The 22,686-nt window shown below is 50.0% G+C and carries 23 protein-coding genes; 9 read left to right on the top strand and 14 right to left on the bottom strand.

Features of this window, described 5'->3' with window-relative positions:
• Nucleotides 1-186 precede the first annotated feature (186 nt).
• Together arfB and ACFQ2T_RS12000 are read right to left on the bottom strand one after the other, a co-directional pair.
• Nucleotides 187-588, bottom strand: coding sequence for an alternative ribosome rescue aminoacyl-tRNA hydrolase ArfB (arfB, locus tag ACFQ2T_RS12005; protein ID WP_379034726.1), 402 nt, complete (start codon nt 586-588; stop codon nt 187-189).
• Entirely contained in the window at nt 566-2,557 is a 1,992-nt protein-coding gene (locus ACFQ2T_RS12000; protein WP_379034724.1) for an ATP-dependent DNA helicase, read from the bottom strand. The genes arfB and ACFQ2T_RS12000 overlap by 23 nt, the downstream gene beginning before the upstream one ends.
• 173 nt (nt 2,558-2,730) lie before the next feature.
• Between ACFQ2T_RS12000 and ACFQ2T_RS11995 the strand changes: the two genes are divergently transcribed.
• Complete coding sequence (locus ACFQ2T_RS11995; protein WP_379034722.1) at nt 2,731-3,297, top strand: C40 family peptidase; 567 nt, start codon at nt 2,731-2,733, stop codon at nt 3,295-3,297.
• 30 nt (nt 3,298-3,327) lie between these two features.
• On the opposite strand, the gene ACFQ2T_RS11990 is transcribed toward ACFQ2T_RS11995, so the two are convergent.
• Nucleotides 3,328-3,624, bottom strand: a complete 297-nt coding sequence (locus tag ACFQ2T_RS11990; protein ID WP_379034720.1) for a SelT/SelW/SelH family protein — start codon at nt 3,622-3,624, stop codon at nt 3,328-3,330.
• 187 nt (nt 3,625-3,811) lie between these two features.
• On the opposite strand from ACFQ2T_RS11990, the gene ACFQ2T_RS11985 reads away from it, so the two are divergent.
• The 4 genes from ACFQ2T_RS11985 (at nt 3,812) to ACFQ2T_RS11970 (ending at nt 7,501) form a co-directional block, all read left to right on the top strand.
• Entirely contained in the window at nt 3,812-5,305 is a 1,494-nt protein-coding gene (locus tag ACFQ2T_RS11985) for a S41 family peptidase (protein WP_379034718.1), read from the top strand.
• 67 nt (nt 5,306-5,372) lie between these two features.
• The gene (gene coq7 / locus ACFQ2T_RS11980; RefSeq protein WP_379034716.1) at nt 5,373-6,014 is read left to right on the top strand and encodes a 2-polyprenyl-3-methyl-6-methoxy-1,4-benzoquinone monooxygenase; all 642 of its coding nucleotides are present in this window, start codon (nt 5,373-5,375) and stop codon (nt 6,012-6,014) included.
• Between the two features lie 25 nt (nt 6,015-6,039).
• Nucleotides 6,040-6,357, top strand: coding sequence for a DUF2322 family protein (locus tag ACFQ2T_RS11975; protein WP_379034714.1), 318 nt, complete (start codon nt 6,040-6,042; stop codon nt 6,355-6,357).
• Between the two features lie 223 nt (nt 6,358-6,580).
• Nucleotides 6,581-7,501: a LysR substrate-binding domain-containing protein gene (locus ACFQ2T_RS11970; protein WP_379034712.1), complete on the top strand. Its 921-nt coding sequence runs from the start codon at nt 6,581-6,583 to the stop codon at nt 7,499-7,501.
• 1 nt (nt 7,502) lies between these two features.
• Here ACFQ2T_RS11970 and ACFQ2T_RS11965 read toward each other — a convergent pair whose 3' ends face one another.
• The 11 genes from ACFQ2T_RS11965 to bioA form a co-directional block, all read right to left on the bottom strand.
• Nucleotides 7,503-7,817: a DMT family transporter gene (locus ACFQ2T_RS11965; RefSeq protein WP_379034710.1), complete on the bottom strand. Its 315-nt coding sequence runs from the start codon at nt 7,815-7,817 to the stop codon at nt 7,503-7,505.
• Between the two features lie 246 nt (nt 7,818-8,063).
• Nucleotides 8,064-8,897 carry a taurine dioxygenase gene (tauD, locus tag ACFQ2T_RS11960; RefSeq protein ID WP_379034708.1) on the bottom strand — a complete coding sequence of 278 codons (834 nt, stop codon included), beginning with the start codon at nt 8,895-8,897 and terminating at the stop codon, nt 8,064-8,066.
• Nucleotides 8,898-8,912: 15 nt separating this feature from the next.
• A complete protein-coding gene (gene tauC / locus ACFQ2T_RS11955; RefSeq protein WP_379034706.1) occupies nt 8,913-9,692 on the bottom strand; it encodes a taurine ABC transporter permease TauC in 780 nt (259 codons plus the stop codon).
• Nucleotides 9,676-10,479 (bottom strand): taurine ABC transporter ATP-binding protein, encoded by an 804-nt coding sequence (locus tag ACFQ2T_RS11950; protein ID WP_379034704.1) that lies wholly within the window; start codon nt 10,477-10,479, stop codon nt 9,676-9,678. The genes tauC and ACFQ2T_RS11950 overlap by 17 nt, the downstream gene beginning before the upstream one ends.
• 7 nt (nt 10,480-10,486) lie before the next feature.
• Nucleotides 10,487-11,401, bottom strand: coding sequence for a taurine ABC transporter substrate-binding protein (gene tauA / locus ACFQ2T_RS11945; RefSeq protein ID WP_379034702.1), 915 nt, complete (start codon nt 11,399-11,401; stop codon nt 10,487-10,489).
• 111 nt (nt 11,402-11,512) lie between these two features.
• A complete protein-coding gene (locus ACFQ2T_RS11940) occupies nt 11,513-13,786 on the bottom strand; it encodes a TonB-dependent receptor (RefSeq protein ID WP_379034700.1) in 2,274 nt (757 codons plus the stop codon).
• Nucleotides 13,787-13,978: 192 nt separating this feature from the next.
• Entirely contained in the window at nt 13,979-14,389 is a 411-nt protein-coding gene (locus ACFQ2T_RS11935) for a VOC family protein (protein WP_379035169.1), read from the bottom strand.
• A gap of 3 nt (nt 14,390-14,392) precedes the next feature.
• Nucleotides 14,393-14,818, bottom strand: a complete 426-nt coding sequence (locus tag ACFQ2T_RS11930; protein WP_379034696.1) for an OsmC family protein — start codon at nt 14,816-14,818, stop codon at nt 14,393-14,395.
• Between the two features lie 88 nt (nt 14,819-14,906).
• On the bottom strand, nt 14,907-15,359 hold the full coding sequence (locus ACFQ2T_RS11925) for an FKBP-type peptidyl-prolyl cis-trans isomerase (protein WP_379034694.1): 453 nt from the start codon (nt 15,357-15,359) through the stop codon (nt 14,907-14,909).
• Between the two features lie 92 nt (nt 15,360-15,451).
• Nucleotides 15,452-16,873, bottom strand: coding sequence for a D-alanyl-D-alanine carboxypeptidase/D-alanyl-D-alanine endopeptidase (dacB, locus tag ACFQ2T_RS11920; protein WP_379034692.1), 1,422 nt, complete (start codon nt 16,871-16,873; stop codon nt 15,452-15,454).
• Entirely contained in the window at nt 16,864-18,189 is a 1,326-nt protein-coding gene (gene bioA, locus ACFQ2T_RS11915) for an adenosylmethionine--8-amino-7-oxononanoate transaminase (RefSeq protein WP_379034690.1), read from the bottom strand. Before bioA ends, dacB begins: the two co-directional genes overlap by 10 nt.
• A gap of 87 nt (nt 18,190-18,276) precedes the next feature.
• Between bioA and ACFQ2T_RS11910 the strand changes: the two genes are divergently transcribed.
• From ACFQ2T_RS11910 to mnmA, 4 genes are all read left to right on the top strand, one after another.
• Nucleotides 18,277-20,211, top strand: a complete 1,935-nt coding sequence (locus tag ACFQ2T_RS11910; protein ID WP_379034688.1) for a peptidase U32 family protein — start codon at nt 18,277-18,279, stop codon at nt 20,209-20,211.
• Nucleotides 20,212-20,292: 81 nt separating this feature from the next.
• On the top strand, nt 20,293-20,928 hold the full coding sequence (locus ACFQ2T_RS11905) for a YchE family NAAT transporter (RefSeq protein WP_379035167.1): 636 nt from the start codon (nt 20,293-20,295) through the stop codon (nt 20,926-20,928).
• Nucleotides 20,929-21,087: 159 nt separating this feature from the next.
• Entirely contained in the window at nt 21,088-21,519 is a 432-nt protein-coding gene (locus tag ACFQ2T_RS11900; RefSeq protein WP_379035165.1) for an NUDIX hydrolase, read from the top strand.
• Entirely contained in the window at nt 21,516-22,610 is a 1,095-nt protein-coding gene (gene mnmA / locus ACFQ2T_RS11895) for a tRNA 2-thiouridine(34) synthase MnmA (RefSeq protein ID WP_055827997.1), read from the top strand. The genes ACFQ2T_RS11900 and mnmA overlap by 4 nt, the downstream gene beginning before the upstream one ends.
• The last annotated feature ends 76 nt before the right edge of the window (nt 22,611-22,686 follow it).

Here is a 22,686-nt window from a genome sequence, read left to right as displayed (position 1 = left end):
CCGATTAAAACTTACAGAAAGTGCAAAATTTGCGCTTTTACTGTAATCAAGCTAATCATCAACCGAGACTGGATTCCGGCCGTCGCCGGAATGACGAGCAGTTGCAGGTAGTAAGTACCTGTTTTAGCACAATACGGGTACACAGCTTATTCAAAAACCCAACGCTGAATATTTAGCACCTCACTCTTAATGATCCTCAACCACTCTTCCCCGCCCCTGCTTAATCACTCCCCGCTGAATCTTCCCCGCCACCCTGCGCTTCTGTGAAGCCCGCGTCGGCCTTGTCGCATATCGCGTCGCATGCACATGACAAGCCGCTTCCACAATCGCCTGCAACCTTGCTATTGCATCCTTTTTATTCGCCTCTTGTGTACGGTATTGTTGCGCCTTAATTATCAATACGCCTTCAGCAGTAATACGCTGGTCTTTACTGCTTAACAATCTGGATTTCACAGCCTCATTCAGGCTTGAGCAATGAATATCGAACCGCAGATGAATCGCAGAAGATACTTTATTTACATTTTGCCCACCAGCGCCTTGCGCGCGGATAGCGGTCAATGTGTATTCATTTGCCGGAACTGTGACCATGTTGCTTAGCTACCCTAATAGGCTCAGGCTTTTCATCCACACGCTCAAAAAATGCCTGCACTTCATCGAGTTTCCGCGTGCGCTTGAAAGGCGGCAAACTCTGCCAGATACGCCGTCCATAAGGCTTATCAACCAACCTCGGATCGCAAATCACCAACACACCTGAATCGCTCTCGTCGCGAATTAAACGACCCGCGCCCTGTTTCAGCGTAATCACAGCATAAGGTAACTGATATTCCATAAAGGCATTTTTGCCTTCGGTATTCATTTTATCGATGCGTGCCGCAAGCACCGGATCATCCGGCGGGGCAAATGGCAGTTTATCAATGATGACGCAGGAAAGCGCTTCACCGCGTACGTCTACGCCTTCCCAGAAACTTTGCGAACCGACCAGCACCGCATTGCCATGTGCGCGGAACCGGTCCAGCAATTCGGTACGGTTACTTTCACCTTGCATCAGCAATGGGTACTCCATGCCGTGCTCTTCAAATGCCTGCTTTAACAAGGCATGTACTTCGCGCATAGCTCTCAGTGAAGTGCACAGCACAAAAGCACGCCCCTTACTGGCTTGCAATACCGGCAAAGCGATGGCGGCTACGGCTGCCGCGTAAGCAATGCTATTCGGCTCTGGCATACCTTCTGGCACATAAAGCAAGGCTTGCTGATCATAATCAAACGGGCTTTGCCAATGCCGGGTTTGTGCGGCAAGCAGGCCCATTTGTCCCTGGTAGTGATTGAAATCACTTTTCACTGCCAAAGTGGCAGAAGTGAAAATCCAGGCACGCGGCTGTGCATTCAACTGTTTGCCGAAGCCATCTGCCACACTGAGCGGCGTTGCATGCAACTGCACACTTTGCGTAAACACTTCTACCCAGCGCACCAGGTTGGCGTGATTTCCTTTTTGCCAGGCCTTCAGCAAAGCCAGTAAAACTTCGCCGCGTTGCCAGCATTTTTCCAGTAGAGGATCGCGTGATGCCTGCGTCTCCAGCACTTTGGTCAGTGTCGCCAGGGTTTCCAGCATACGTTGATAGGCATCGGAAAAATTCTTTAATGCCTGCGCTTTTTGCACCGGCATGCGTGCACCTTCAAACTGGAATACCAGGCGAAAATCACGGCAGGCTTTTTCAAGTGGTGGGACCGCTTCCGATAAAGCCACACAATCTTTGACAATCGAGAGGTAGGCCATCTGGCTGTCACGTGCCAGATCCATCAATTGCGAGGTGGAAATATCTTCACCAAAAAACAATCCGGCAACTTCCGGCAGTTGATGCGCTTCGTCGAATACTACGGTGTTGGCACTTGGCAGCAGTTCAGCTACACCTTCGTCCCTTAACATGACATCGGCAAAAAACAGGTGGTGATTCACAACCACGACATCGGCTGCCAGCGCCTGCTTGCGCGCTTCCATCACAAAGCATTGTTTGTAAAACTGGCAATCCTGGCCGACGCAATTGTCTCGCGTAGAAGTGACCTGCTGCCAGACAGTGGCCTGTTCTGGCACTTCGATTAACTCGGCCTTGTCACCCGTCTGGCTGTTCTCGGCGAAGCTTTGCAGAATGGGGATATATTGCGCGTCTTCGCGTGACTGGAAACGACCTTCCTGGCTGGCACGCAGTAAATGGTAATGGCAGATGTAGTTCGCTCGGCCTTTAAGCATGGCGACAGACACCGGCACTTTGAGCGCTTCGCGCACGGCGGGCAGGTCACGCTGGTAAAGCTGGTCTTGCAGGGTCTTGGTGCCGGTGGAAATAATGACTTTGCCACCAGACAAAAGAGCGGGCACCAGGTAGGCATAGGTTTTACCGGTACCGGTGCCGGCCTCGGCCACCAGTTGCTGCTGCTGATCAATCGCCTGCGCAATCGCTTGCGCCATTTCCTGCTGTTGCGGTCGACTTTTAAAGCCCGGCATGGTCTGCACCAGACTTCCGTTCTCTGAGAATGCTGTCGTGACTTGTTGCATTAAAGACATGCGGCAATTATCCCACGGGCGACCCTGAATGATGCAGTTTTTTAATGATCAAGCGATGCCTGATACATTTAAAATAAAGCTGAAAACTTGCATCTGCGATTGAAGTATGGCAAGGTTTAGGCCGTTATACTTATTTCTGACACAACAAGAACGATGACCAAGCTTTGATTGTGATGAATAATTTAGTTCTTCGACTCGCCGCACTACTTATCTGTGCACCTCTGATCAGCACCCTTTGCATCTCCCAAGGTCATGCCGCCCCGGGTGAGGACAAGCGCTGGCAGAACGCCTACAGCTATTCGCAAGAAGAGGTGTTAGACAGCCAAACCGGACTTTCCGGTTCCTGGTCAGAAAAAGTAGAAGAAATCATGATTCGGGCGCTGAGCCTGACTGGTGTAGGTTATAAGTACGGTGGACGTACTCCTGAAACCGGCTTTGATTGCAGCGGGTTTGTACAATACGTCTTCAAGCATGCCGCCCAAATTTCACTGCCGCCATCCGCCCGCACCATCAGCGAATTGGGCGATACCGTCAAGCGTGACGATCTTCAGCCTGGCGATCTGGTATTTTTCAACACATTAAAATCAGCCTTTTCCCATGTCGGCATCTACGTAGGCAACAATCAGTTTATTCATGCACCACGGGCGGGCGCTAAAGTACGTGTTGAAAACATGGATGAACGCTACTGGCGTACCCGTTACAACGGCGCCAAACGCATAGAAGCGGAAACCGGCAATTAAAGCTTAGTTTTAAATAAGCTTCTGACTTGATTATTCACCCGTACTTTTTACCGGACTATCGCTGTGCCCAAGTGACCGCTCCGGGTCAATCAAATCTCTAATCAGCTGCTTTAATTCTTTTGCTTCAGGAAACCGCCCTGCTTCTTTGCGTGAAAAAATCACTTTTCCATCACAACGTATGTCCAGAGTCCCTCCGGTGCCGGGCACCAGATTCACCGATCCAAGATCAGTATCAAATGTGGTGAGCAGCTCTTGTGCCAGCCAGGCGGCGCGTAATAGCCAACGACACTGTGTACAAAACTCGATTTCTACGATAGGCTTTTGCATATTGCACTCTAATAAATTATTTGCGTGAAGAGTATAGTCAATTTTATTGAAATAGCGGAAAATGAACTTAACATGATTGTTTCCACTCTCTCAAAACAGGCTGACATCAACTGATGGCAACTGAATCTTTATTACAGTAATCTTCACTCAATAGTATTCTTCGCTTAATTGATCATACAAGGCTGGTATGCGTTCCAAATTTGAAAAATTTAGCTTGCTTGGTGCAGGCGTTTTTGTAGGTATTCTGGTAAGTATCAATATCTCTGCCTGGGCGGATAGAACCTCTGTTTCGCAACTGCCTATCGACGAGCTGCGCGTATTCGCCGAAGTGTTCGCCAAAGTCAAATCTGACTATGTTGAACCGGTCGAAGACAAGAAACTGATTAACGAAGCACTTGCAGGCATGCTGCAAGGCCTGGACCCGCACTCCACTTTCATGGACGCCGACGCCTATAAGGAATTGCAGGCAGGTACGCAAGGCGAGTTTGGCGGCCTGGGTATTGAAGTGGCGATGGAAGATGGCCTGGTCAAAGTAGTGACACCTATTGAGGACAGCCCTGCTTACAAGGCAGGCTTGAAATCCGGCGACCTGATTATGAAGCTGGATGACACGCAAGTGCGCGGCTTGACATTGAATGACGCCGTGAAACGCATGCGCGGTGTACCGGATACTAAAATCACACTGACAGTCGTGCGTAAAGGCGAAGACAAACCGCTCACCTTCACGCTGACGCGCGCCATCATCAAGGCACAAAGCGTGAAGAGCAAACTGATTGAGCCTGATTATGCCTATGTGCGCATTACACAGTTCCAGGAGCGTACTGGTGAGGATCTGGCTAAAGCCCTGAAAACCCTGCGTGCCGATAACAAAGGTCCGTTCAAAGGCCTTGTACTGGATTTGCGTAACAACCCGGGTGGCTTACTGGATGCTGCGGTCGGTGTTTCTGCTGCCTTCCTGCCAAAAGATGACCTGGTGGTGTACACAGAAGGTCGCGTGGCTGACTCCAAAATGCGCCTGAATGCAACACCTATGGATTATGCCCGCCGTGGTAAGTCTGATTACCTGAAAGACCTGCCGGAAGAGTATAAATCAGTGCCTATCGTGGTATTGATCAATGCAGGCTCTGCCTCAGCTTCAGAAATTGTTGCCGGTGCATTGCAAGACCACAAACGTGCCACCATCATGGGTATCCAGAGTTTTGGTAAAGGTTCAGTACAAACCATCTTGCCAATGAACAACGGCAGCGCGATCAAGTTGACCACTGCGCGCTACTTTACACCTAACGGCCGCTCTATCCAGGCGAAAGGTATTGTGCCGGATACGATTGTGGATGATGGTTCTGACCCAAGTCTCAGCCTGCACGAGGCGGATTTGAAACGTCACTTGTCCAACCCTAGCGATATTGCCAAAGCCAACGCAGAAAAAGCTGAAGAAGTGAAAGCCCGCGTCGGTGGTGATAAACCGAAGGAAGAAAAATTTGCTGAAACCCGCGGTCCTATCGAACCGGCCAGCAAAGATGACTTCCAGTTTGTACAGGCCATGAACCAGCTTAAAGGCTTGCCAGTGCAGAAAGCGCCTGAAGCTGCTGTGAAAGCCAATGCCGATAAACCGGCCAGTTCTGGAAAACCTGCTGACAAACCGGCAGCGACTGATAAACCAGCCAAACCTAAAAAACCATGATGCCTATGCCACTGCCTGCAAGATACACAAGTGCCTGCAGGCAGTGGCGATCTACAGGGAGTAAGCAATGACGCTGCCACCACTTACACTGGACAAAGCGATTGCCGTACTGGATATGGGCTTACGCACAGTGTTCAGCCAGGCAAGTCCGAGTCGCCCCTACCCACAAGCAGAAACGTCTGACGACAGCGCGCTGTCTGATAGCGAACGCAAGCATGCAGCCGCTCTTATGCGTATCAATCACGTCGGTGAAGTCTGTGCCCAGGCTTTATACAGCGGCCAGGCACTGGTTTCCCGGGATCCGGACAATGTGGAAGCGCTTCAAGAAGCCTCGCGCGAAGAAGTCGATCACCTTGCATGGTGTGAGCGACGCATCAGCGAGCTTGGCGGCCGCAAAAGCCTGCTCAACCCTTTATGGTTTGGAGCAAGCTTTGGCCTGGGGGTGACGGCTGGTTTGCTCGGCGACAAATGGAACCTGGGGTTCCTGGCTGAAACCGAGCATCAGGTCGCGGCCCACTTAGGCAAGCACTTGCATGAGTTACCCGCGCAAGACCATGCATCGCGTGCTATTGTCACGCAGATGAAAAAGGACGAGGAGCACCATGCCGAGACTGCGGAGCATCTTGGTGGCGCCACGCTGCCAGCCCCGGTTAAACTGGCTATGCGACTCGCGTCCAAAGTGATGACGCGTACCGCGTATCATTTATAGTATTCGTAGTCACCTAGAGTCAACCATGCAAAAATTTAGTGATAACCTACTCACCCTTGACAGCGCGGATCATGTGAAACGCATTGAGCTGTACGATGAGAAAAGCCAGCCTGCCGGCCAGATTGAAAACAAACCTGGCACCCAGGGCTCCATCAAGGTCTACCATCATTTGTTCAAGATCTATGGTGAGATCAACACCGATGCCGCAGTAGAAGGCCTGGCCTTGTATGCGGAGCATACTGAAGATGCCGAGAATCACCCGGGCAAACACCCGAACATTGATCGTTTGCTGACGGTTCTGGATAAAGAGCAAACACTCTCAATCAAATTAGTGACCAACTGAATTCAGAGACTGTAAAAATTAAGCCTCCACGCTGGAGGCTATTTTTTTGTCACACGTTCCTTAAGAGATCACTTTTCCTTGTTCAGGCAATGTTGCATCAAGTTTAAAGTGATGGGACTTAAAATAGCCGGGCTGTGAGGCAATCGTCTTTATTTCAAACCATTATAAATTAATAATCTGATGTTATTTAGATTCCATATAATTTATTGTTATATTGGAAATCATGAATTTCCAACAATTAAAAATCGTACGTGAAGCGGTTAAACTCAATTACAACCTGACCGAAGTTGGTAAAGTACTCTTTATTTCCCAGTCCGGCGTTTCCAAAAGCCTGACCGAACTTGAAAATGAACTTGGGATTGAAATCTTTAATCGGTCAAAAAACCGGTTGATCGGTTTAACCAGTGAAGGCGAGGCGCTGATTCCCATCATTAGCAAGATATTGTCTGAAACCCAGCATTTAAATACGCTGTCCTCGCAGATGGCCAGTAAATCCAAGGGGAATTTGTTTTTAGCAACCACCCATGCCCAGGCACGTTATGCCTTGCCCGAAGCAATCAAGAATTTTGTCATCGACTACCCTGATGTGCATTTCACCCTGCATGAATCCAGCCCGCTTGAGATTTGCGAGCTTTTAAAAAGCGGCGAAGCAGACATCGGCATTGCGACGGAAGGCGTTCATCTGAATGACGCTTTGGTAACTATCCCCTGGTATGGGTGGTATCACTCCATCATTGCCAAACCTGACCATCCGATTTTTGAGTCTGAAGTGATCACGCTGGAGCAGTTATGCCAGTTCCCTATCATTACCTACCACTCTGGCCTGACCGGCCGCTCCCGGGTAGACAAAGCTTTTTCTGACCAGGGTCTTTATCCGGACATTCCCATCACGGCACTGGATGCCGATATTATTAAAACCTATGTTGAGCTAGGGCTAGGGATAGGTATTGTAGCAAGTATGTCTTTTGATCCTGTCAGGGATACCAATTTGAAAAGCGTGTCAGCGGCACACTTGTTTGAAAAGAACGTCACCAAGATTGCCCTGCGGAAAAATCACTACCTGCGGCCGTATGTTTATGACTTTGTATCCCGCCTTTCACCCAGCTATAACACTGCAAGTATTAAAAACCTGATAGGCGTATAGGTTACTTGCCCAGCTTAAGTATCAGGATACCCGACAAGATAAACACCAGCCCGGCCAGATGCAGCAGCGACAAACGTTCACCGTAATACAGCCAGCCTACCAGTGCAATGATGGCAATCCCTGCGCCTGACCAGGTGGCATAGGCGATTGCCAGCGGTACTGTACGTAAGGCCAAAGACAGAAAATAAAATGCGCATACATAGCCGGAAACCACTACCAGCGACCAGGCCGGATGGGTAAAGTTTTCTGCATTCTTTAATGCCGAAGTGGCTACCACTTCGGCCAGAATAGCGACTACCAGATATAACCAGTGCATTTATATATTCTCAATCAAACTCATCACAGGATTATCATTGCTCTAGTGAATCAATATAGTCATTCAAATGGTTTATCTCTCCGGTAGCGACCTGAATACATCGCAGATCACTTTCACATATAGTGGTTTATTGTAGACAAGCTAGTATTTAACTGGCCTGGATACCGTCCTCCGCCGGTATGACGACAGTGGTAAATAATTGCAGGTGTTTAACATCACAGCGACCACACTTACAGTAAAGCAATTCTAAAAAGGTACATCCCCAACGATGGTCGCCCTGTGCATGGTGCGGCGCTCGGGCAGGTAATCCGCGACAGCATAATGCTGTGTCACCTGGTTATCCCAGAAAGCAATGTCATTGACCTGCCACTGCCAGCGCAAGGTGAACTCGGGCCGTATGCTGTGTGCAAACAGAAAGCCGAGTAAAGAATCGCTTTCCTTTTGGCCAATGCCATCAATATGCGTGGTAAAGCCCTCATTCACGAATAACGATTTTTTGCCTGAGACCGGATGCGTTCTGATCACCGGATGGCTTATCGGCGGATGTTTTTTTACCGCCGCATCATAGCGTTCTTTAAACGCATCATCTGTTCCCCAGCGGTCTTTAGGGAAAGACTTTGTTACGTCATGTGTCGCCGTTAAGCCCTCCAGGGAACGTTTTAATGAGTCCGACAACGCGTCATAAGCTGCCGTATTGCTAGCCCATAAAGTATCCCCGCCAGCAGAAGGCAGTCTTTTTGCCGCCAGGATGCCTGCTCGGGGCGGCGTCGTACTAAAGGTGACATCCGTATGCCAGTTATCATTGTCAGGCAAAAAATTCTCATGGGTATCGATATTCATGATTTCCGGCAGATCTGGCAACACCGGATAAATAGGATGAATATGCAATTTTCCAAAATTGGCGGCAAAATTCACTTGCTGGTGCGGCGTGATTTCCTGGTGACGGAAAATCAGGATTTCATGCTCAAGCAAAGCTTGTTCAATCGCCTGTTTGTGTTCCTTGGACAATTCCCTTGAAAAATCCACCCCTGCGACAGTCGCCCCGATGGCAGGTGTAATCTTTGTTAATGTAAGCGTCATTTATTTCCTCTTGTACTAATAGTTCTTACCCTTCCAGGGCACCAATCTTTGCTGGATCATGCGCAGGCCTATCTCCATCGCATACGCAATAACCGCGATAAACAGGATGCCTGTGATGACCAGGTCTGTAATTAAAAACTGGGAAGCAGACTGGATCAAAAACCCCAATCCCTCGGTTGCTGCAATCAGCTCGGCAGCCACCAGCGTAGACCAGCCCAGACCCAGGCCTATCCTGACCCCGGTCAGGATATCCGGGAAAGCGCCAGGCAAAATGACTTCCCGGATGATTTGCCAGCGACTGGCACCCAGCGTTTTGGCCGACCTGATCCACAGCGGGTTGACCGCACGCACACCATTTGACGTAGTGACCACTACCGGGGCGAAGATGGCTAGTGCAATCAGCAACACTTTTGAAAATTCACCGATACCAAACCAGATCACAATCAAGGGCAAATAAGCCAGCGGCGGCACCGGCCGGTAAAATTCGATCAGCGGATCAATCGCTGCATGCGCGTTGGGGTTGACGCCTATGAGTATGCCTAAGGGAACCCCGACCACCACTGCAATCACCAGTGCTAAAAACACCCTGCCCAGGCTGGCAGATAGATGCTGCCAGAAGCTGGCATCCATATAGCCGTTCTGGATTAACTCCAGCGTTTTGCGCACAACATTGAGCGGACTTGGCAGATATAAAGGTGGCAGCCATTCAAAGTAAGTTGCCACCGACCAGGCAAGAATCAATCCGAAAACGGTGAGGAGGCTGATGGCAACCTGGCGCTTATGCAGCAACGGCATTGCTCACCCCCGGATCATTTTCAAAAAAATAAGCCAATACCGCCTCACGCACCTTGATAAAATCAGGATCGGATTTGATGCTGCGCGCCGACTCACCGGATATATGCCGCTTCCCAAAATCGAGCGGGATGACCTGGGCAATTTGACCGGGATTCGCTTTCATCAATATCAGTTTTGTGGCCAGAAACACAGCTTCCTCAATGTCATGCGTGACCAGCAATATCTGCTTGTGCGTGGCATGCCAGATATTCAGCACCAGCGTCTGCATCTGCTCTTTGGTAAAAGCATCCAAGGCGCCGAAAGGCTCATCCATTAACAATATCTGCGGGTTGGTCACCAGGGCCCGTGCCAGGCTTACGCGTTGCTTCATGCCTCCGGATAGATTCCAGACCTGACAATCCACATACTGTGATAGGCCCACCAGATTTAAGTATTCTGCGCTTGTTACAGCACGGCTAGCTGGCGAAATACCTTGTAGCTTCAATCCGAACTCAACGTTTTCACCCACTGTCAGCCACGGCAGCAGTGTATGCTGCTGAAAAATCACGCCCCTATCCGGGCCTGGTCCGGATACTTGCTTCCCATTGAGTAGAATATCTCCCGATGTGGGCTGCTCGAACCCTGCGACCAGGTTGAGCAATGTGGTTTTACCGCAGCCCGACGGGCCGACAATCACTACGATTTCCTGCGGCAAAATGGTCACCGATATATCTCGCAGAACAGTGCGTTGTTCGCCCCCTGCCCTAGTAAAGCTGGCAGTCACCTGATTAACAGTTAATGTGCTCATATCATGCTCAAGGAATAAACCTGTCCGTGGCATACGCCCGGTAATCCGGCAGCAACCGGTCTATCTTGCCCTGTTCTTTGAGGAACAAGGCGGTATCGGCAATAGCTTTGATCACCGAGGTCTGTAGCAACAGCTTTTGCCTGTCAGCTATCGGATACTGGTTACCAACCAGCAGGCCGGGAATCTGCTCTGCCGAAGCGCCGGTCAGGGTGGCGATTTTATTCAGGTAGTTGTTATCTGCCAGGTATTGCGGTTTATTGGCCTGGTAAGCGGCGTAATAATCGGTCGAGGTTTTGCTGAATGCCTTGAGGAAAGCAGCATTCTTTTCTGCAAACGGCTTGCGCGTCACCCATACATCAAAGGTCGGTGAACCCCAGGCAGCGACTTCTTCAGAACTCACCAGCACTTTGCCATTGGTTTTGATTTTGCTTAATGCAGGATCCCACACATAGGCTGCATCAATATTGCCGCGCTGCCAGGCAGCGGGGATTTCAGAGATACGCAGATTGACAATCTTGACCTTGGTACGGTCTATGCCCCAATGTTTCAGGGCCGCCAGCAGGCTGTAATGCGAGGTAGAAACAAAAGGCACGGCAATCGTTCTTCCCACCAGATCCTGGTAACGCTGGATGCCGGAACCGTTTCTGACAACTAATGCTTCTGAAGTCCCCAGCTCGGAAGCGACCAGGAAAGTCTCCACCGGCAGATCACGGCTGGCAGCCACCGCCACGATACTGGACCCCACATTCGCAACATCGATATCCCCGGAAGCCACTGCGCGTATCAGCTCTGCCCCGTTATCAAAGCGACGCCAGTTTATTTTTGCACCGGTGGCTTTTTCGTACTGGTGATCAACGATAGCTACTTTCGCGGGCTCTACACCGGTCTGGTAACCTATATTTACTTCTAGTGCTTGTGCCATGGGCCCTGTGCCTGATATTAGAAACAGAAAAATATACCGCAAAACGTTCATGTTCATCATGTGTACTCGAATGATTGATGCCACCCCAAAACGGGGTGGCATATGGCGTGATTAAAACTCGCCGGCAAACCTGACAAACGCCGTGCGTGGTGCCCCGGCCAGCAGGTTATAAGCATCGCCAGTTGGGTCTGTGGCTTGATATGGGTTATCACCAAACGCAAAATACTTCTTATCAAACAGGTTGTTCACCCCGATTTGTACATTCACATTTTTGGCCAGTGAGACATTTCTCCAGCGGTAACCACCGCTGATATCCCAAATCGTGTATCCGCTGACAGATTGATCATTGGTATAGGTGTAATAACGCTGGCCTATGTAATTGGCACCTATTTGCCCGTACAAAGACCCATCGTTATATTTGAGCTGGCTGCTGACAATCGTTTTTGGCGCATCCACCACATTTTTGCCATCGGTACGGAAAACAGTGTTATTAATACTAAAGTCATCACGGTATTTTGACTGGTTCAAGGTCAGCGAGTTATTGAACCAGACATTGGTAATCGGCGACCAGTTAGCCGAGAACTCTGCCCCTACCGTTTCCACCTTGCCAACATTGGTTAATACTGAAGGATTACCGACAATCCCCGATCCCTGTTGCAACGCTAACAACCTGTTTTTAAAGTCAACATGGTAGAGGGCAACCGAGCTGTTGAAATTGGGTTGACGATAGCGCCAGCCGCCTTCTACCACTAAAGACTCTTCCGGCTTGATAGAGCCCTTGATGGCATTAAACCCGGCCTGCGTGGTATCGAACGGCGAAGCGCCACCTTTTACAACACCCCTGAAGGCGGCGACGTTTTCAGCCGCATCGGCAAAAAACTCATTTTGCTCATCCAGTTTGAAGTTGAGTCCAAGTGATGGGAGAAAGTGATCGGAAGCAGTCAGTGACCCTCTCAGCTCGTTACCCGCCGCAGTATCTCTCAGGGTAGACACTGAAGTAGTGGCATCCAGGGATTTGAATCCGGCATTGACAGTTAACTGATCGCTTAACTTGATATTGTCCTGAAAGTGCAGCTGTAAGGTATTGGTATCAAACTGGTAGTTCCAGGCAGTGAAGAATGGATTTGAAGGCCGCCTGTAGGGCGATGAAGGCCCGTTATCCTGTGCGTAAAAGCGCATGGCGTGCTGGAAATCATTGTTCTCGTACCAGAAACCGGCATTAAAACTGTGTATGCCCTGATTATAGGTAAGGGCACTCAGTATGCCGGAACGGTTAATATCAAACTCCAGTGTGCGCAGTGAAATCGGCGTGCCGCCTGGAGATGCCCGATAAGGCGTCCACCAGGTACCGGTACCATCCTGATCATGATGATAAATAGTCGTTTTCAGCGAGACCGTGTCACTCAGGGCTAATGCCAATGTTCCGCCCACCAGCCAGTCTTCACGTAACCCGGAGCCATTGTAGTAGGCGTCATCCAGCGAAGTGATATTACCAACCGTACCACCTGCCCCCACTTGCGTGGCAACTTGCTGTGCGAGCGCCCAGTCAGGGGCAAAATAATCCCAGCGATAACCCAGACGCCTGGCGCTGGATTTTGATAAATCCATGTAATCGACATCTTTGCGGTCTGAGTAGTTGATAAAACCGGTAAATTTACCAATATCAAAATCTTGCGTCAGTTTGAAATTCACCAGCTGGTGGCGTTGCTCGCCGTGACCTTTCCACTTATCGGCATTTTGCTCGGTGGCGCTGATGGCAAATTTGGTACCCGTGCTTAACAAACCACTATCAAAGCGGGCAAAGGTACGTCGGTTGTCATATTCCGCAAAAGATTGTTCGAACTTAACGCCTTGCTTTTCTGCAGGTTCCAGTGAGTAAAACTGTATGGTCCCGCCCAGGTTACTCGAAGATGCCGTTCCCAATGCACCTGTCCCTTGTGAAACCACGATACGCCCGATATTCTCGCTGGAAATCGCCCTGGAGATATGCAGGCCGTTGTAGTTGCGGTAGCTCATATCACCGAGCGGCACGTCGTCCAGGGTGAACCCAAGTTGATTCTGGTTAAAGCCGCGAATCGAGATTCTTGAACCCCATTCATAGTTACCGAAGCTGTCCGGTGAGTTGTAATTGACTCCAGGCAAAGTGCTCAAAGCTTTGATCGGGCTGGTGCCAGGCGCAGTGTTATCCAGATCGGCTCTGGAAATCTCGCTGACCTGACGCGTTCTTTTCTTGCCGAACACAACCACCGAATTAAGCGCGGTTTCTTCATCAGCAACGCTTTCTTTAGTCTGTACTTGTGCGTCATCAGCCGCATGGCCCTGGATACCATATAAAGCACCCATCACCGCAAGCGTGACTGGCAATCGTTTTAATCGATAATGCATGACAACTCCCTTTTTATTTAAAATTTTAAAAAAGTATAGGGAGTGGCAAACGTTTAATCGAATGGCATTAAGTCATCACACGATGAATTTTAGTTCTGGCAAGTGGAGGTAACTGGCAGTCAGAAAACTGCATGGAAAGAGGGTTTAGAGAGGCTGAAAAAAGCAGCAGCGCATCTCAGGGAGCAAAACATCTTAAGGCGCAGGCTTAAGCAATGACTTCGCGATGGGTGGATGGTAAATGAATTCCAGCAAATGGCCGACGCTGTCCAGGCAATAAAAACCACGTGAACCGTCTCTATGCGTTTTAGGGGCTTCGGTGATACGTACCCCATGTTTAACTACATGATCATACCAACCATCTACTGCCGATTCATCCACTAGGGCAAAGCCGATATGGTCCAGTCGCTGCAGCGGGTCGGCTTTGTAATCCACCCTATGCAAGGCAAATACATCACCATGATTGGTCAGGTAAACATTGTCAGGATCAGGTTGCCACTCGATCTGCATGCCGACAATGCGCGTATAGAAATCTATCGCCGACTCCAGGTCTTTGATAAACAATGCCACATGGCGGATACCTAACATACCAGCAGGAGTTGTCATCATTTACTCAGTAGTTGGCGTTCTAATTTCAAAATCATGCGTAATTTCACACGCCTTTTGCAGCATGATGCTGGCTGAGCAGTACTTTTCTGCAGACAAGCTTATCGCACGCGAGACTTGTTGCTCGTTCAGGTTTTCACCGGTGACTACAAAGTGCACATGAATCTTGGTGAATACTTTAGGGATGGTATCGGCACGCTCTGCTGAAATTTCTGCCACACAATCCACAATCGGCTGGCGTGCTTTTTTCAGGATGGTCACGACATCGAATGCCGTACATGAGCCCATGCCTATCAGCAGCATTTCCATAGGACGCATGCCAATATTACGGCCACCATTTTCAGGCGCGCCATCCAGCACGACTGCGTGACCGGTTTCAGACTCGCCGACAAAGCTGACGCCATCTATCCATTTCACTGTGACTTGCATTGTGACTTTCCCATCATTCTATTGATTTGTATCTGTGAGGATGCGGCGGGAACCCGACCTGCCAACCGCATCCGAAAGAATTTGCTTTTTATTTAACGTTGAGCAATTCAACATCAAACACCAATGTTGCATTTGGTGGAATCGCGCCACCGGCACCACGTGCGCCGTAACCCAATTCAGAAGGGATGATCAGCGTGCGTTTGCCGCCGATCTTCATCCCTTGCACGCCTTCGTCCCAACCTTGAATCACCTGGCCACCGCCAAGGAAAAAGTTGAACGGGGAATTACGGTCCAGGCTGCTGTCGAACTTTTTACCTTTGAAGTCTTTGGCATTGGCGTCGTACAACCAGCCCGTGTAATGCACAGTCACGTTAAAGCCGACTTCCGCTTCACGACCATTACCCACAACAGTATCAATCTTTTGCAACTCGGTGATATTGGCAGACATTTGTGTATTTTCCTTAGTATTAGTAGAGTTGGATTGCGCCTGGCAACCCGCTATCGCTAAAAGCAACACCATGCCCAAGCTTAATTTTTGCATTCCTGATTTCACATTCGCTCCTATAAAACGACCATAATCATACGCGTTTTTAGTTAAAAACACTTGGTTAACATACTTGCTTACGTTACGTACTAACGTCCTTCGATCACAGCTTTTATCAAACCATCCTGAATTGCGCGGGAGGCCGATGCCTGCGAGTGATTTACCAGCATGACCACGACATAACGCTTACCCTGGGTATCCTGCACATAACCGGCAATACTGCTGACACCTTCCAGCGAGCCGGTTTTCAGGTATGCCATGCCCTGGCTGGGAGCTTCGGGCAAACGCTTTTTCAGCGTACCATCTAACCCAAGAATCGGCAGTGAAGCCATTAGCACCGGCATCACAGGACGCTGATAGGCTGTGACGAGTAATTGCGCCAGATGTTCCGCACTGATGCGCTCAATGCGCGAGAGGCCAGAACCATTTTCCAGCACCAGTTCAGGAAACGACAGGCCACGTTTGCGCAATACTTCCTTGAGCATCAAAGCGCTACTGCTTTCATCAACGGGGGCCAAGCCTGTCTCCATGCCTATGGTCAGCATTAGCTGCCGCGCCATGACATTGTTGCTCCATTTATTAATGTCGCGGATCACCTCATCCAGCGGGGCTGACCACCAGGTAGTGACTAAATGCGCGGAGGCTGGCAACGCTGCTGCTAGAGCCTGGCCATCCAGCCGCCCGCCCAGTTGTGCCCACAACTTTTTAAAGGTGCTGACAGCATATTGCTGCTGGCTGAGCACGTTTAATTCAAGGTAGCGCTCATCGCATTGCTCAGGCAATGTGCCACTAAACGTCACCGTTGCGCCTTCTGATGTTGTAGAAACGCCATACCGCAGGTTATTACGCCAGTCTCCACAAGCGCCCTTACTGACCTGCATGGCATTCACCACTTTGATCTGTGGCAACTCAAACTCTTGGGTGATATTCACGACAGGCTTGCTGCCTTCTTTTGCTACGCCAAATCTGAAACTTGTGTGCCCGCCATTCAACAGCAATGCATAGGGATTGACGTTATAAGCACGCCATGGCTCGTCATCCAGTATCGGACGTTGACTGACTTCTGCCGTATAAATGGAACCATCTAGAACCAGGTTACCTTTGATGTGCTTGATCCCTTGTTGTTGCACCTGCTGTAACAAACGCCAAAGCTCGGCATTATTCAGGGCCGGGTCACCGTAACCTTTGATTATAAGATCACCATCAAGCACACCCTGATTGACCGGCCCGTTTTTATACACTTCTGTTTTCCAGCGATAAGCGGGCGTCAGGGCTTCAAGTGCGGCATAAGTCGTGACCACTTTCATCACACTGGCCGGATTCAAGGCCTTGGTCTGGTTATGGCTGATGAGCGGCGGCTCACCATTCAGCGGTTGCACCACAATCGCAACGCTATCCAGCGGCAGCTGCGCTTTGGTCAGCGCTTCCTGCAGTGAAGACGGCAAAGCCGCCTGCGCAACGCCAGCCCATAGACAACAGGCAAACAGGCACCAGCGCTTAGTTAGCTGCATGCCATACTTTCCAGAATCGCGGTTTGTGTCGACTGTACCAGATGATCAATCTCTGCCGCATTCAGACAATACGGTGGCATCCAGTACACGGTATTAGCTATAGGCCGCAGCAATAAGCCATGCCGTAATGCAGCCGTATAACAATGTTGGGCAAATTGCGGATTGCTGGTCTCGACCTCAAAGGCAGTAATCATGCCCCGCTGGCGGATATGCCCCAGCGGCAAGTCATATGCCTGCACAGCTGCCAAAAGTTGCTGCGCGGTTTTCTGATTATTACCCAGCACGTTAGTGGTTTCGAATAGTTTCAGTGTTGCCAACGCCGCACTGCACGCCAATGGGTTGCCCGTGTAACTGTGGCTGTGCAAAAAACCTTTGGCAGTCTGGTCATGGTAAAACGCCTGATAGACATCATCGGTCGTGAGTACCACGGACAATGGCAAATAACCGCCGGTAATCCCTTTGGAAAGACACACAAAATCGGCGATATCACTGACTTTTCCACCCGCCTGCTCGCACGCAAACAGGGTGCCGGTACGGCCAAAACCAACCGCAATCTCATCTGCAATCAAATGGATGTTATAACGGTCGCAAATTTCCCTTGCCCTGCGCAAATACACCGGGTGGTACATAGCCATCCCGGCTGCACCTTGCACCAGGGGTTCAATAATGAAGGCTGCCAATTCGGCATGGTGCTCGGCTGCATAAATTTCGAGCGCCTCAGCGCAGCGTAAGGCGAAAGCTTCTTCAGATTCACCCGCTTCAGCCAGCCGACTATCCGGACTGGGCATTTGTGCCGACTGTAAGATCAGAGGCGCGTAAGTGTCTTTAAAAATGGCCACATCGGTGACGCTAAGCGCGCCTAGAGTTTCACCGTGGTAACTGTTTTGCAGGCTGATAAATTTTGTTTTCTTTGGCTGACCGATATTGCGCCAATAGTGAAAGCTCATCTTGAGCGCAATCTCGGTAGCGCTGGCGCCATCCGACCCATAAAAGGCATGGCCCAGGCCAGTCAATAAAGAAAGCTTCTCCGATAACTCGACAACAGGTCCATGGGTAAAACCGGCCAGCATCACATGCTCTAACTGGTCTAGCTGGGCTTTGATCGCGTCTTTGATGACGGGCTGGTTATGCCCGAACAGATTGACCCACCAGCTGCTGACGGCATCCAGGTAGCCTTTGCCATCAGTATCAAATAGCCAGGCGCCCTCACCACGTGAAATAGGTACCAATGGATAACGTTCATGATGCTTCATTTGCGTGCATGGGTGCCATACACTATTGAGGCTGCGTTGTAATAAATCCTGATTTCCGCTCATGCCGCTATTTTAAACCAAGCGTAAACAGCATGCTTGGTTTAAAATAGCGTCTTAAATCAAGTTGTTACACTGTACATAGACTCTTTCATGCAAAAAACCCGCAAACACCTCGAACTGCTCTCACCTGCCAAAAATGCTGATTTTGGCATTGAGGCAATCAATCACGGCGCTGATGCCGTGTATATCGGTGGCCCGGCATTTGGTGCGCGCGCCAAAGCCCCGAATACCGTGCAGGATATTGCCCGACTGGTGCAGCATGCGCATAAATTCCATGCTGAAGTGTTTGTTGCACTGAATACGATTTTTCATGACAACGAGCTGGAAGGTGTACGCCAGCTGGTGCATCAACTGTATGACGCTGGTGTAGATGCGCTGATTGTGCAGGATATGGGCTTGCTGGAACTGGATCTACCGCCGATACAACTACATGCAAGTACGCAAACCGATATCCGTACCGTGCAAAAAGCGCAGTTTCTCGATCAGGTGGGGTTTAGCCAGATCGTACTGGCGCGCGAGCTGGATATCGCGACGGTGAAAAAGATTGCCGATGCCACGACGGCTAACCTGGAATATTTTATCCATGGCGCCTTATGTGTTGCTTTCAGCGGGCAATGTTTTATCAGTCATGCCCACACAGGCCGCAGCGCCAACCGGGGTGAGTGCTCACAAGAATGCCGTTTGCCTTATACGCTGGAAGACCAGAAGGGTCGCATCCTGGGTAAAGACAAGCATTATCTATCCATGAAAGATAACGACCAGAGTGCCAACCTGCGTGCGCTGATTGCCGCCGGCGTCAGCAGCTTCAAAATCGAAGGCCGCTACAAAGACCTGCCTTATGTGAAAAATGCCACGGCGCATTACCGCCAGCTGCTGGATGAGATTCTGGAGGAAATGCCGGAATATGCTAAATCCTCAGCAGGGAATGCCAGCTATACATTTACGCCGCAGCCGGAAAAAACCTTTAACCGCAGCTCGACCGATTACTTTGCCAATGGCCGCCAGGCAGATATCGGTGCCTTTGATACACCCAAATTTTCAGGTGAAGAACTGGGTAAAGTGCGTAAAGTCGGTAAGGACTTTATCGATGTGGCGACAGAAGTTGCATTACACAATGGCGATGGCGTGTGCTTTTTTGATGTGCATAAAGAGCTGGTCGGCCTGCGTGTAAACACGGTACAAGCGCTGGATAACTATACACAACGCCTGTTCCCCAATGAAATGCCGGCAGATATCCGCAACAACACCCAGCTCTACCGCAACCGTGACCACGCTTTTATGCGCTTGCTGGAAAAGGATTCAGCCTCACGAAAAATCGCATTGGATGTTGTTCTTTACGAGACGCGCGATGGCTTTGCACTGACACTGACGGATGAACAAGGCTTTAGCGCTACCTCCCAATGCACTGCTGAAAAGCAGCCTGCGAACGATGCAGAAAAGGCCGAGGCATCACTGAGGGAGAATCTGGCAAAACTGGGAAATACCGATTTTTCTGCCAGAGATATCGGCCTGGAATTGACCCAGCCTTGGTTCCTGCCCGCCTCTGTTGTGAACCATCTACGCCGTGATGCCGTGGAAGAGTTAATTGCCATCAGAACATTAGGCTACGACCGTCCGCCATTGCGTGCGGCTGCCGAACCGCCTGCGACCTATCCGCAAGACAGCCTGAGTTATCTTGCCAACGTTTACAACCAGAAAGCACGTGATTTTTATCATAAACATGGCGTGAAACTGATTGCCAATGCTTATGAATCAAACGAAGAGCTGGATGAAGTGCCAGTGATGATCACCAAACATTGCCTGCGTTTTAGCCACGGCTTGTGCCCGAAAGAAGCCAAAGGCGTGATAGGTGTGCAAGGCACGGTGACGGCCGAACCCATGACGCTGATCAGCGGCAATGACAGGTACACACTCAAGTTCGATTGTAAGCCCTGCGAAATGCATGTGATGGGCAAAGTGCGCAAACATATCTTGCAGATGGCACCGCCACAACCAATTGCGTTTTTTGACAAGCGTCCTGCATAAATAAAATGACCTTGGCAATTTGCCTACACCATTCTTTTCAGGCAAGCTTGGCGACAAAATCCGATGCCAAAAGTAACCGCCATGAACGAATATACCTACCTGCTTAAAATCGCGATTGCCTTGCTGGCGATTGTGAATCCCATCGGCAGCCTGCCAATCTTCATCAGTGCCACCAGTGGCTGGAGCAAAAAAGAACGCGCCCGCACTGCGCGCACAGTCGGCATGACCGTGATGATTGTGCTGTGCGTCTCGGCTTTTATAGGCGACAAAGTACTAGACTTTTTTGGCATCGACATCCCTTCATTCCAGGTCGGTGGTGGTATTTTGCTGCTACTGATTTCTATCTCAATGATGCATGGCAAGCAAAGTGGCACTCGCCAAACAGCCGAAGAAGCGCAAGACCTGTCAGAGCGTGAAGTGATTGCGATTGTGCCATTGAGTATCCCGCTACTTGCCGGACCAGGCGCGATTTCCAGCATGATTATCACTGCGCAACAGCATCCTGGTTTTTGGGGGCATTTAAGCCTGATAATACCGGTGGCTTTAATTTCACTGTTTATCTGGGGCTTGTTATTACTTTCTGATGCCATCACTGATTACCTGGGCTCTATCGGGATCAATATCGTGACCCGCCTGATGGGGCTGATTCTAGCGGCAATGTCAGTAGAGTTTATTGCGCATGGATTGACTGGTTTGTTTCCGCAGCTGGCGGGGTGATGACAGCATAACTACAAGTGCATGGCAATGGTCCCAGGCTTTAAGATAATTACCGCAATCAATCACTTAGCGTTAAAATAGCGCTTTTAACGAAACCCGCGTATTTTGAATTCACCTGCCTCTTCAAAATCCTCCCAGCAGTGGAAACCCAACGTCACCGTGGCGGCAATTATCGAACAACACGGCAAGTTTTTGCTGGTTGAAGAAACCACTGACCGTGGCAATCGCTTTAACCAGCCAGCCGGTCACCTCGAAGAAAACGAAACGATTATAGAAGCGACGATTCGGGAAACGCTGGAAGAAACTGCGTATGATTTTACGCCGGAAGCCCTGGTAGGCATTTACCACTGGCAGCATCCGGGCAATGGCATCACCTATTTGCGTTTTGCTTTTACCGGCAAGCTGGGCACACATTATCCTGAACAAGCGCTGGACGACGGCATACTCCGCACTGTATGGAAAACTGAAGCCGAGATCGCTGCCGAGGGTGAGTTGATGCGCAGTCCTCAGGTGCTGTTATGCGTGCAGGATTACCTTGCGGGCAAACGTTATTCTTTAGATATTTTGAAACATTTGGGCCAGGCATTATGAGTAAGCCACATGTGATCGTCGGCCTGTCCGGCGGCGTTGATTCTTCTGTGACCGCTTTGTTGCTAAAGCAACAAGGCTACCATGTCACCGGTTTGTTTATGAAAAACTGGGAAGACGACGACACTGATGAATACTGTTCGTCCAAGCAGGATTTGATCGATGCCGTATCTGTCGCTGACAAGATAGGTATTGATATTGAAGCCGTCAATTTTAGTGAGGAATACAAAGAGCGAGTATTCACTAACTTCCTGGAAGAGTACCAGGCTGGCCGTACACCTAACCCTGACATCCTGTGTAATGCCGAAATAAAATTCAAGGCATTTTTAGACCATGCGATGAGCCTGGGTGCGGATTTAATTGCGACTGGTCACTATGCCCAGGTACGTGAGAACCCGATTCAACCGGGTAACTATCAGTTGCTGAAAGCAGATGACGGCAGCAAGGATCAGAGCTATTTCCTGTCACGCCTGAACCAGGCACAGTTATCTAAAACATTATTTCCTTTGGGTAAATACCTGAAGCGCGAAGTGCGTGAGATCGCGCGCGAACATGGACTCATCAATGCCGAAAAAAAGGATTCCACCGGCATTTGTTTTATCGGCGAACGCCCGTTCCAGGAATTTTTGCAACGCTACCTGCCAAGACAACCCGGCATCATGCGTACCCCTGAAGGCAAGGTGGTCGGTGAGCACGAAGGTTTGATGTATTACACATTAGGCCAGCGCCAGGGCCTGAAAATTGGCGGCAGCCGCGACAGTAACGGCGAACCCTGGTTTGTCGCAGGCAAAGACATGGTAAGCAATGAATTGATCGTCGTACAAGGGCACGATCACCCGCTACTGCAAAGTGACGGCCTGACGGCCGGGCAATTGCATTGGATCAGCGGCGAACAGCCCCGCACCAACTGGGTTTACGCGGCCAAAACCCGCTATCGCCAGCCGGATGCGCCATGCGAAGTCGATGCGGTGAATGACGAGGAAGCGACCATCCGCTTTGGTCAGCATCAATGGGCAATTACCCCAGGCCAAAGCGTGGTGGTTTACGAAAGCAATGTCTGCCTGGGTGGCGGCATCATCAATGGGGCGATTTAAGTAACCCAAAGGCATGGTTATTGCTTCTGCTTTCCTGATAAACAATAACTCACACCTAAAGTGACAAGGAATGACA

This window comes from Methylophilus flavus, from assembly GCF_042678905.1.
GTDB lineage: Bacteria > Pseudomonadota > Gammaproteobacteria > Burkholderiales > Methylophilaceae > Methylophilus > Methylophilus flavus.
Note: the sequence above shows the minus strand (reverse complement) of the source record. Positions and strands in the feature narration are given on the sequence as shown.

Coding starts and splice junctions, on each gene's coding strand:
- ACFQ2T_RS11995 (WP_379034722.1), top strand. CDS start 2,731: ATGAATAATTTAGTTCTTCGACTCGCCGCACTACTTATCTGTGCACCT.
- tauD (WP_379034708.1), bottom strand. CDS start 8,897: ATGACGCTTACATTAACAAAGATTACACCTGCCATCGGGGCGACTGTC.
- ACFQ2T_RS11910 (WP_379034688.1), top strand. CDS start 18,277: ATGCAAAAAACCCGCAAACACCTCGAACTGCTCTCACCTGCCAAAAAT.
- ACFQ2T_RS11935 (WP_379035169.1), bottom strand. CDS start 14,389: ATGACAACTCCTGCTGGTATGTTAGGTATCCGCCATGTGGCATTGTTT.
- dacB (WP_379034692.1), bottom strand. CDS start 16,873: ATGCAGCTAACTAAGCGCTGGTGCCTGTTTGCCTGTTGTCTATGGGCT.
- ACFQ2T_RS11965 (WP_379034710.1), bottom strand. CDS start 7,817: ATGCACTGGTTATATCTGGTAGTCGCTATTCTGGCCGAAGTGGTAGCC.
- ACFQ2T_RS11925 (WP_379034694.1), bottom strand. CDS start 15,359: ATGCAAAAATTAAGCTTGGGCATGGTGTTGCTTTTAGCGATAGCGGGT.
- arfB (WP_379034726.1), bottom strand. CDS start 588: ATGGTCACAGTTCCGGCAAATGAATACACATTGACCGCTATCCGCGCG.
- ACFQ2T_RS11905 (WP_379035167.1), top strand. CDS start 20,293: ATGAACGAATATACCTACCTGCTTAAAATCGCGATTGCCTTGCTGGCG.
- bioA (WP_379034690.1), bottom strand. CDS start 18,189: ATGAGCGGAAATCAGGATTTATTACAACGCAGCCTCAATAGTGTATGG.
- ACFQ2T_RS11975 (WP_379034714.1), top strand. CDS start 6,040: ATGCAAAAATTTAGTGATAACCTACTCACCCTTGACAGCGCGGATCAT.
- ACFQ2T_RS11970 (WP_379034712.1), top strand. CDS start 6,581: ATGAATTTCCAACAATTAAAAATCGTACGTGAAGCGGTTAAACTCAAT.
- ACFQ2T_RS11985 (WP_379034718.1), top strand. CDS start 3,812: ATGCGTTCCAAATTTGAAAAATTTAGCTTGCTTGGTGCAGGCGTTTTT.
- mnmA (WP_055827997.1), top strand. CDS start 21,516: ATGAGTAAGCCACATGTGATCGTCGGCCTGTCCGGCGGCGTTGATTCT.
- tauA (WP_379034702.1), bottom strand. CDS start 11,401: ATGGCACAAGCACTAGAAGTAAATATAGGTTACCAGACCGGTGTAGAG.
- ACFQ2T_RS11950 (WP_379034704.1), bottom strand. CDS start 10,479: ATGAGCACATTAACTGTTAATCAGGTGACTGCCAGCTTTACTAGGGCA.
- ACFQ2T_RS11930 (WP_379034696.1), bottom strand. CDS start 14,818: ATGCAAGTCACAGTGAAATGGATAGATGGCGTCAGCTTTGTCGGCGAG.
- ACFQ2T_RS11990 (WP_379034720.1), bottom strand. CDS start 3,624: ATGCAAAAGCCTATCGTAGAAATCGAGTTTTGTACACAGTGTCGTTGG.
- ACFQ2T_RS12000 (WP_379034724.1), bottom strand. CDS start 2,557: ATGTCTTTAATGCAACAAGTCACGACAGCATTCTCAGAGAACGGAAGT.
- ACFQ2T_RS11940 (WP_379034700.1), bottom strand. CDS start 13,786: ATGCATTATCGATTAAAACGATTGCCAGTCACGCTTGCGGTGATGGGT.
- coq7 (WP_379034716.1), top strand. CDS start 5,373: ATGACGCTGCCACCACTTACACTGGACAAAGCGATTGCCGTACTGGAT.
- tauC (WP_379034706.1), bottom strand. CDS start 9,692: ATGCCGTTGCTGCATAAGCGCCAGGTTGCCATCAGCCTCCTCACCGTT.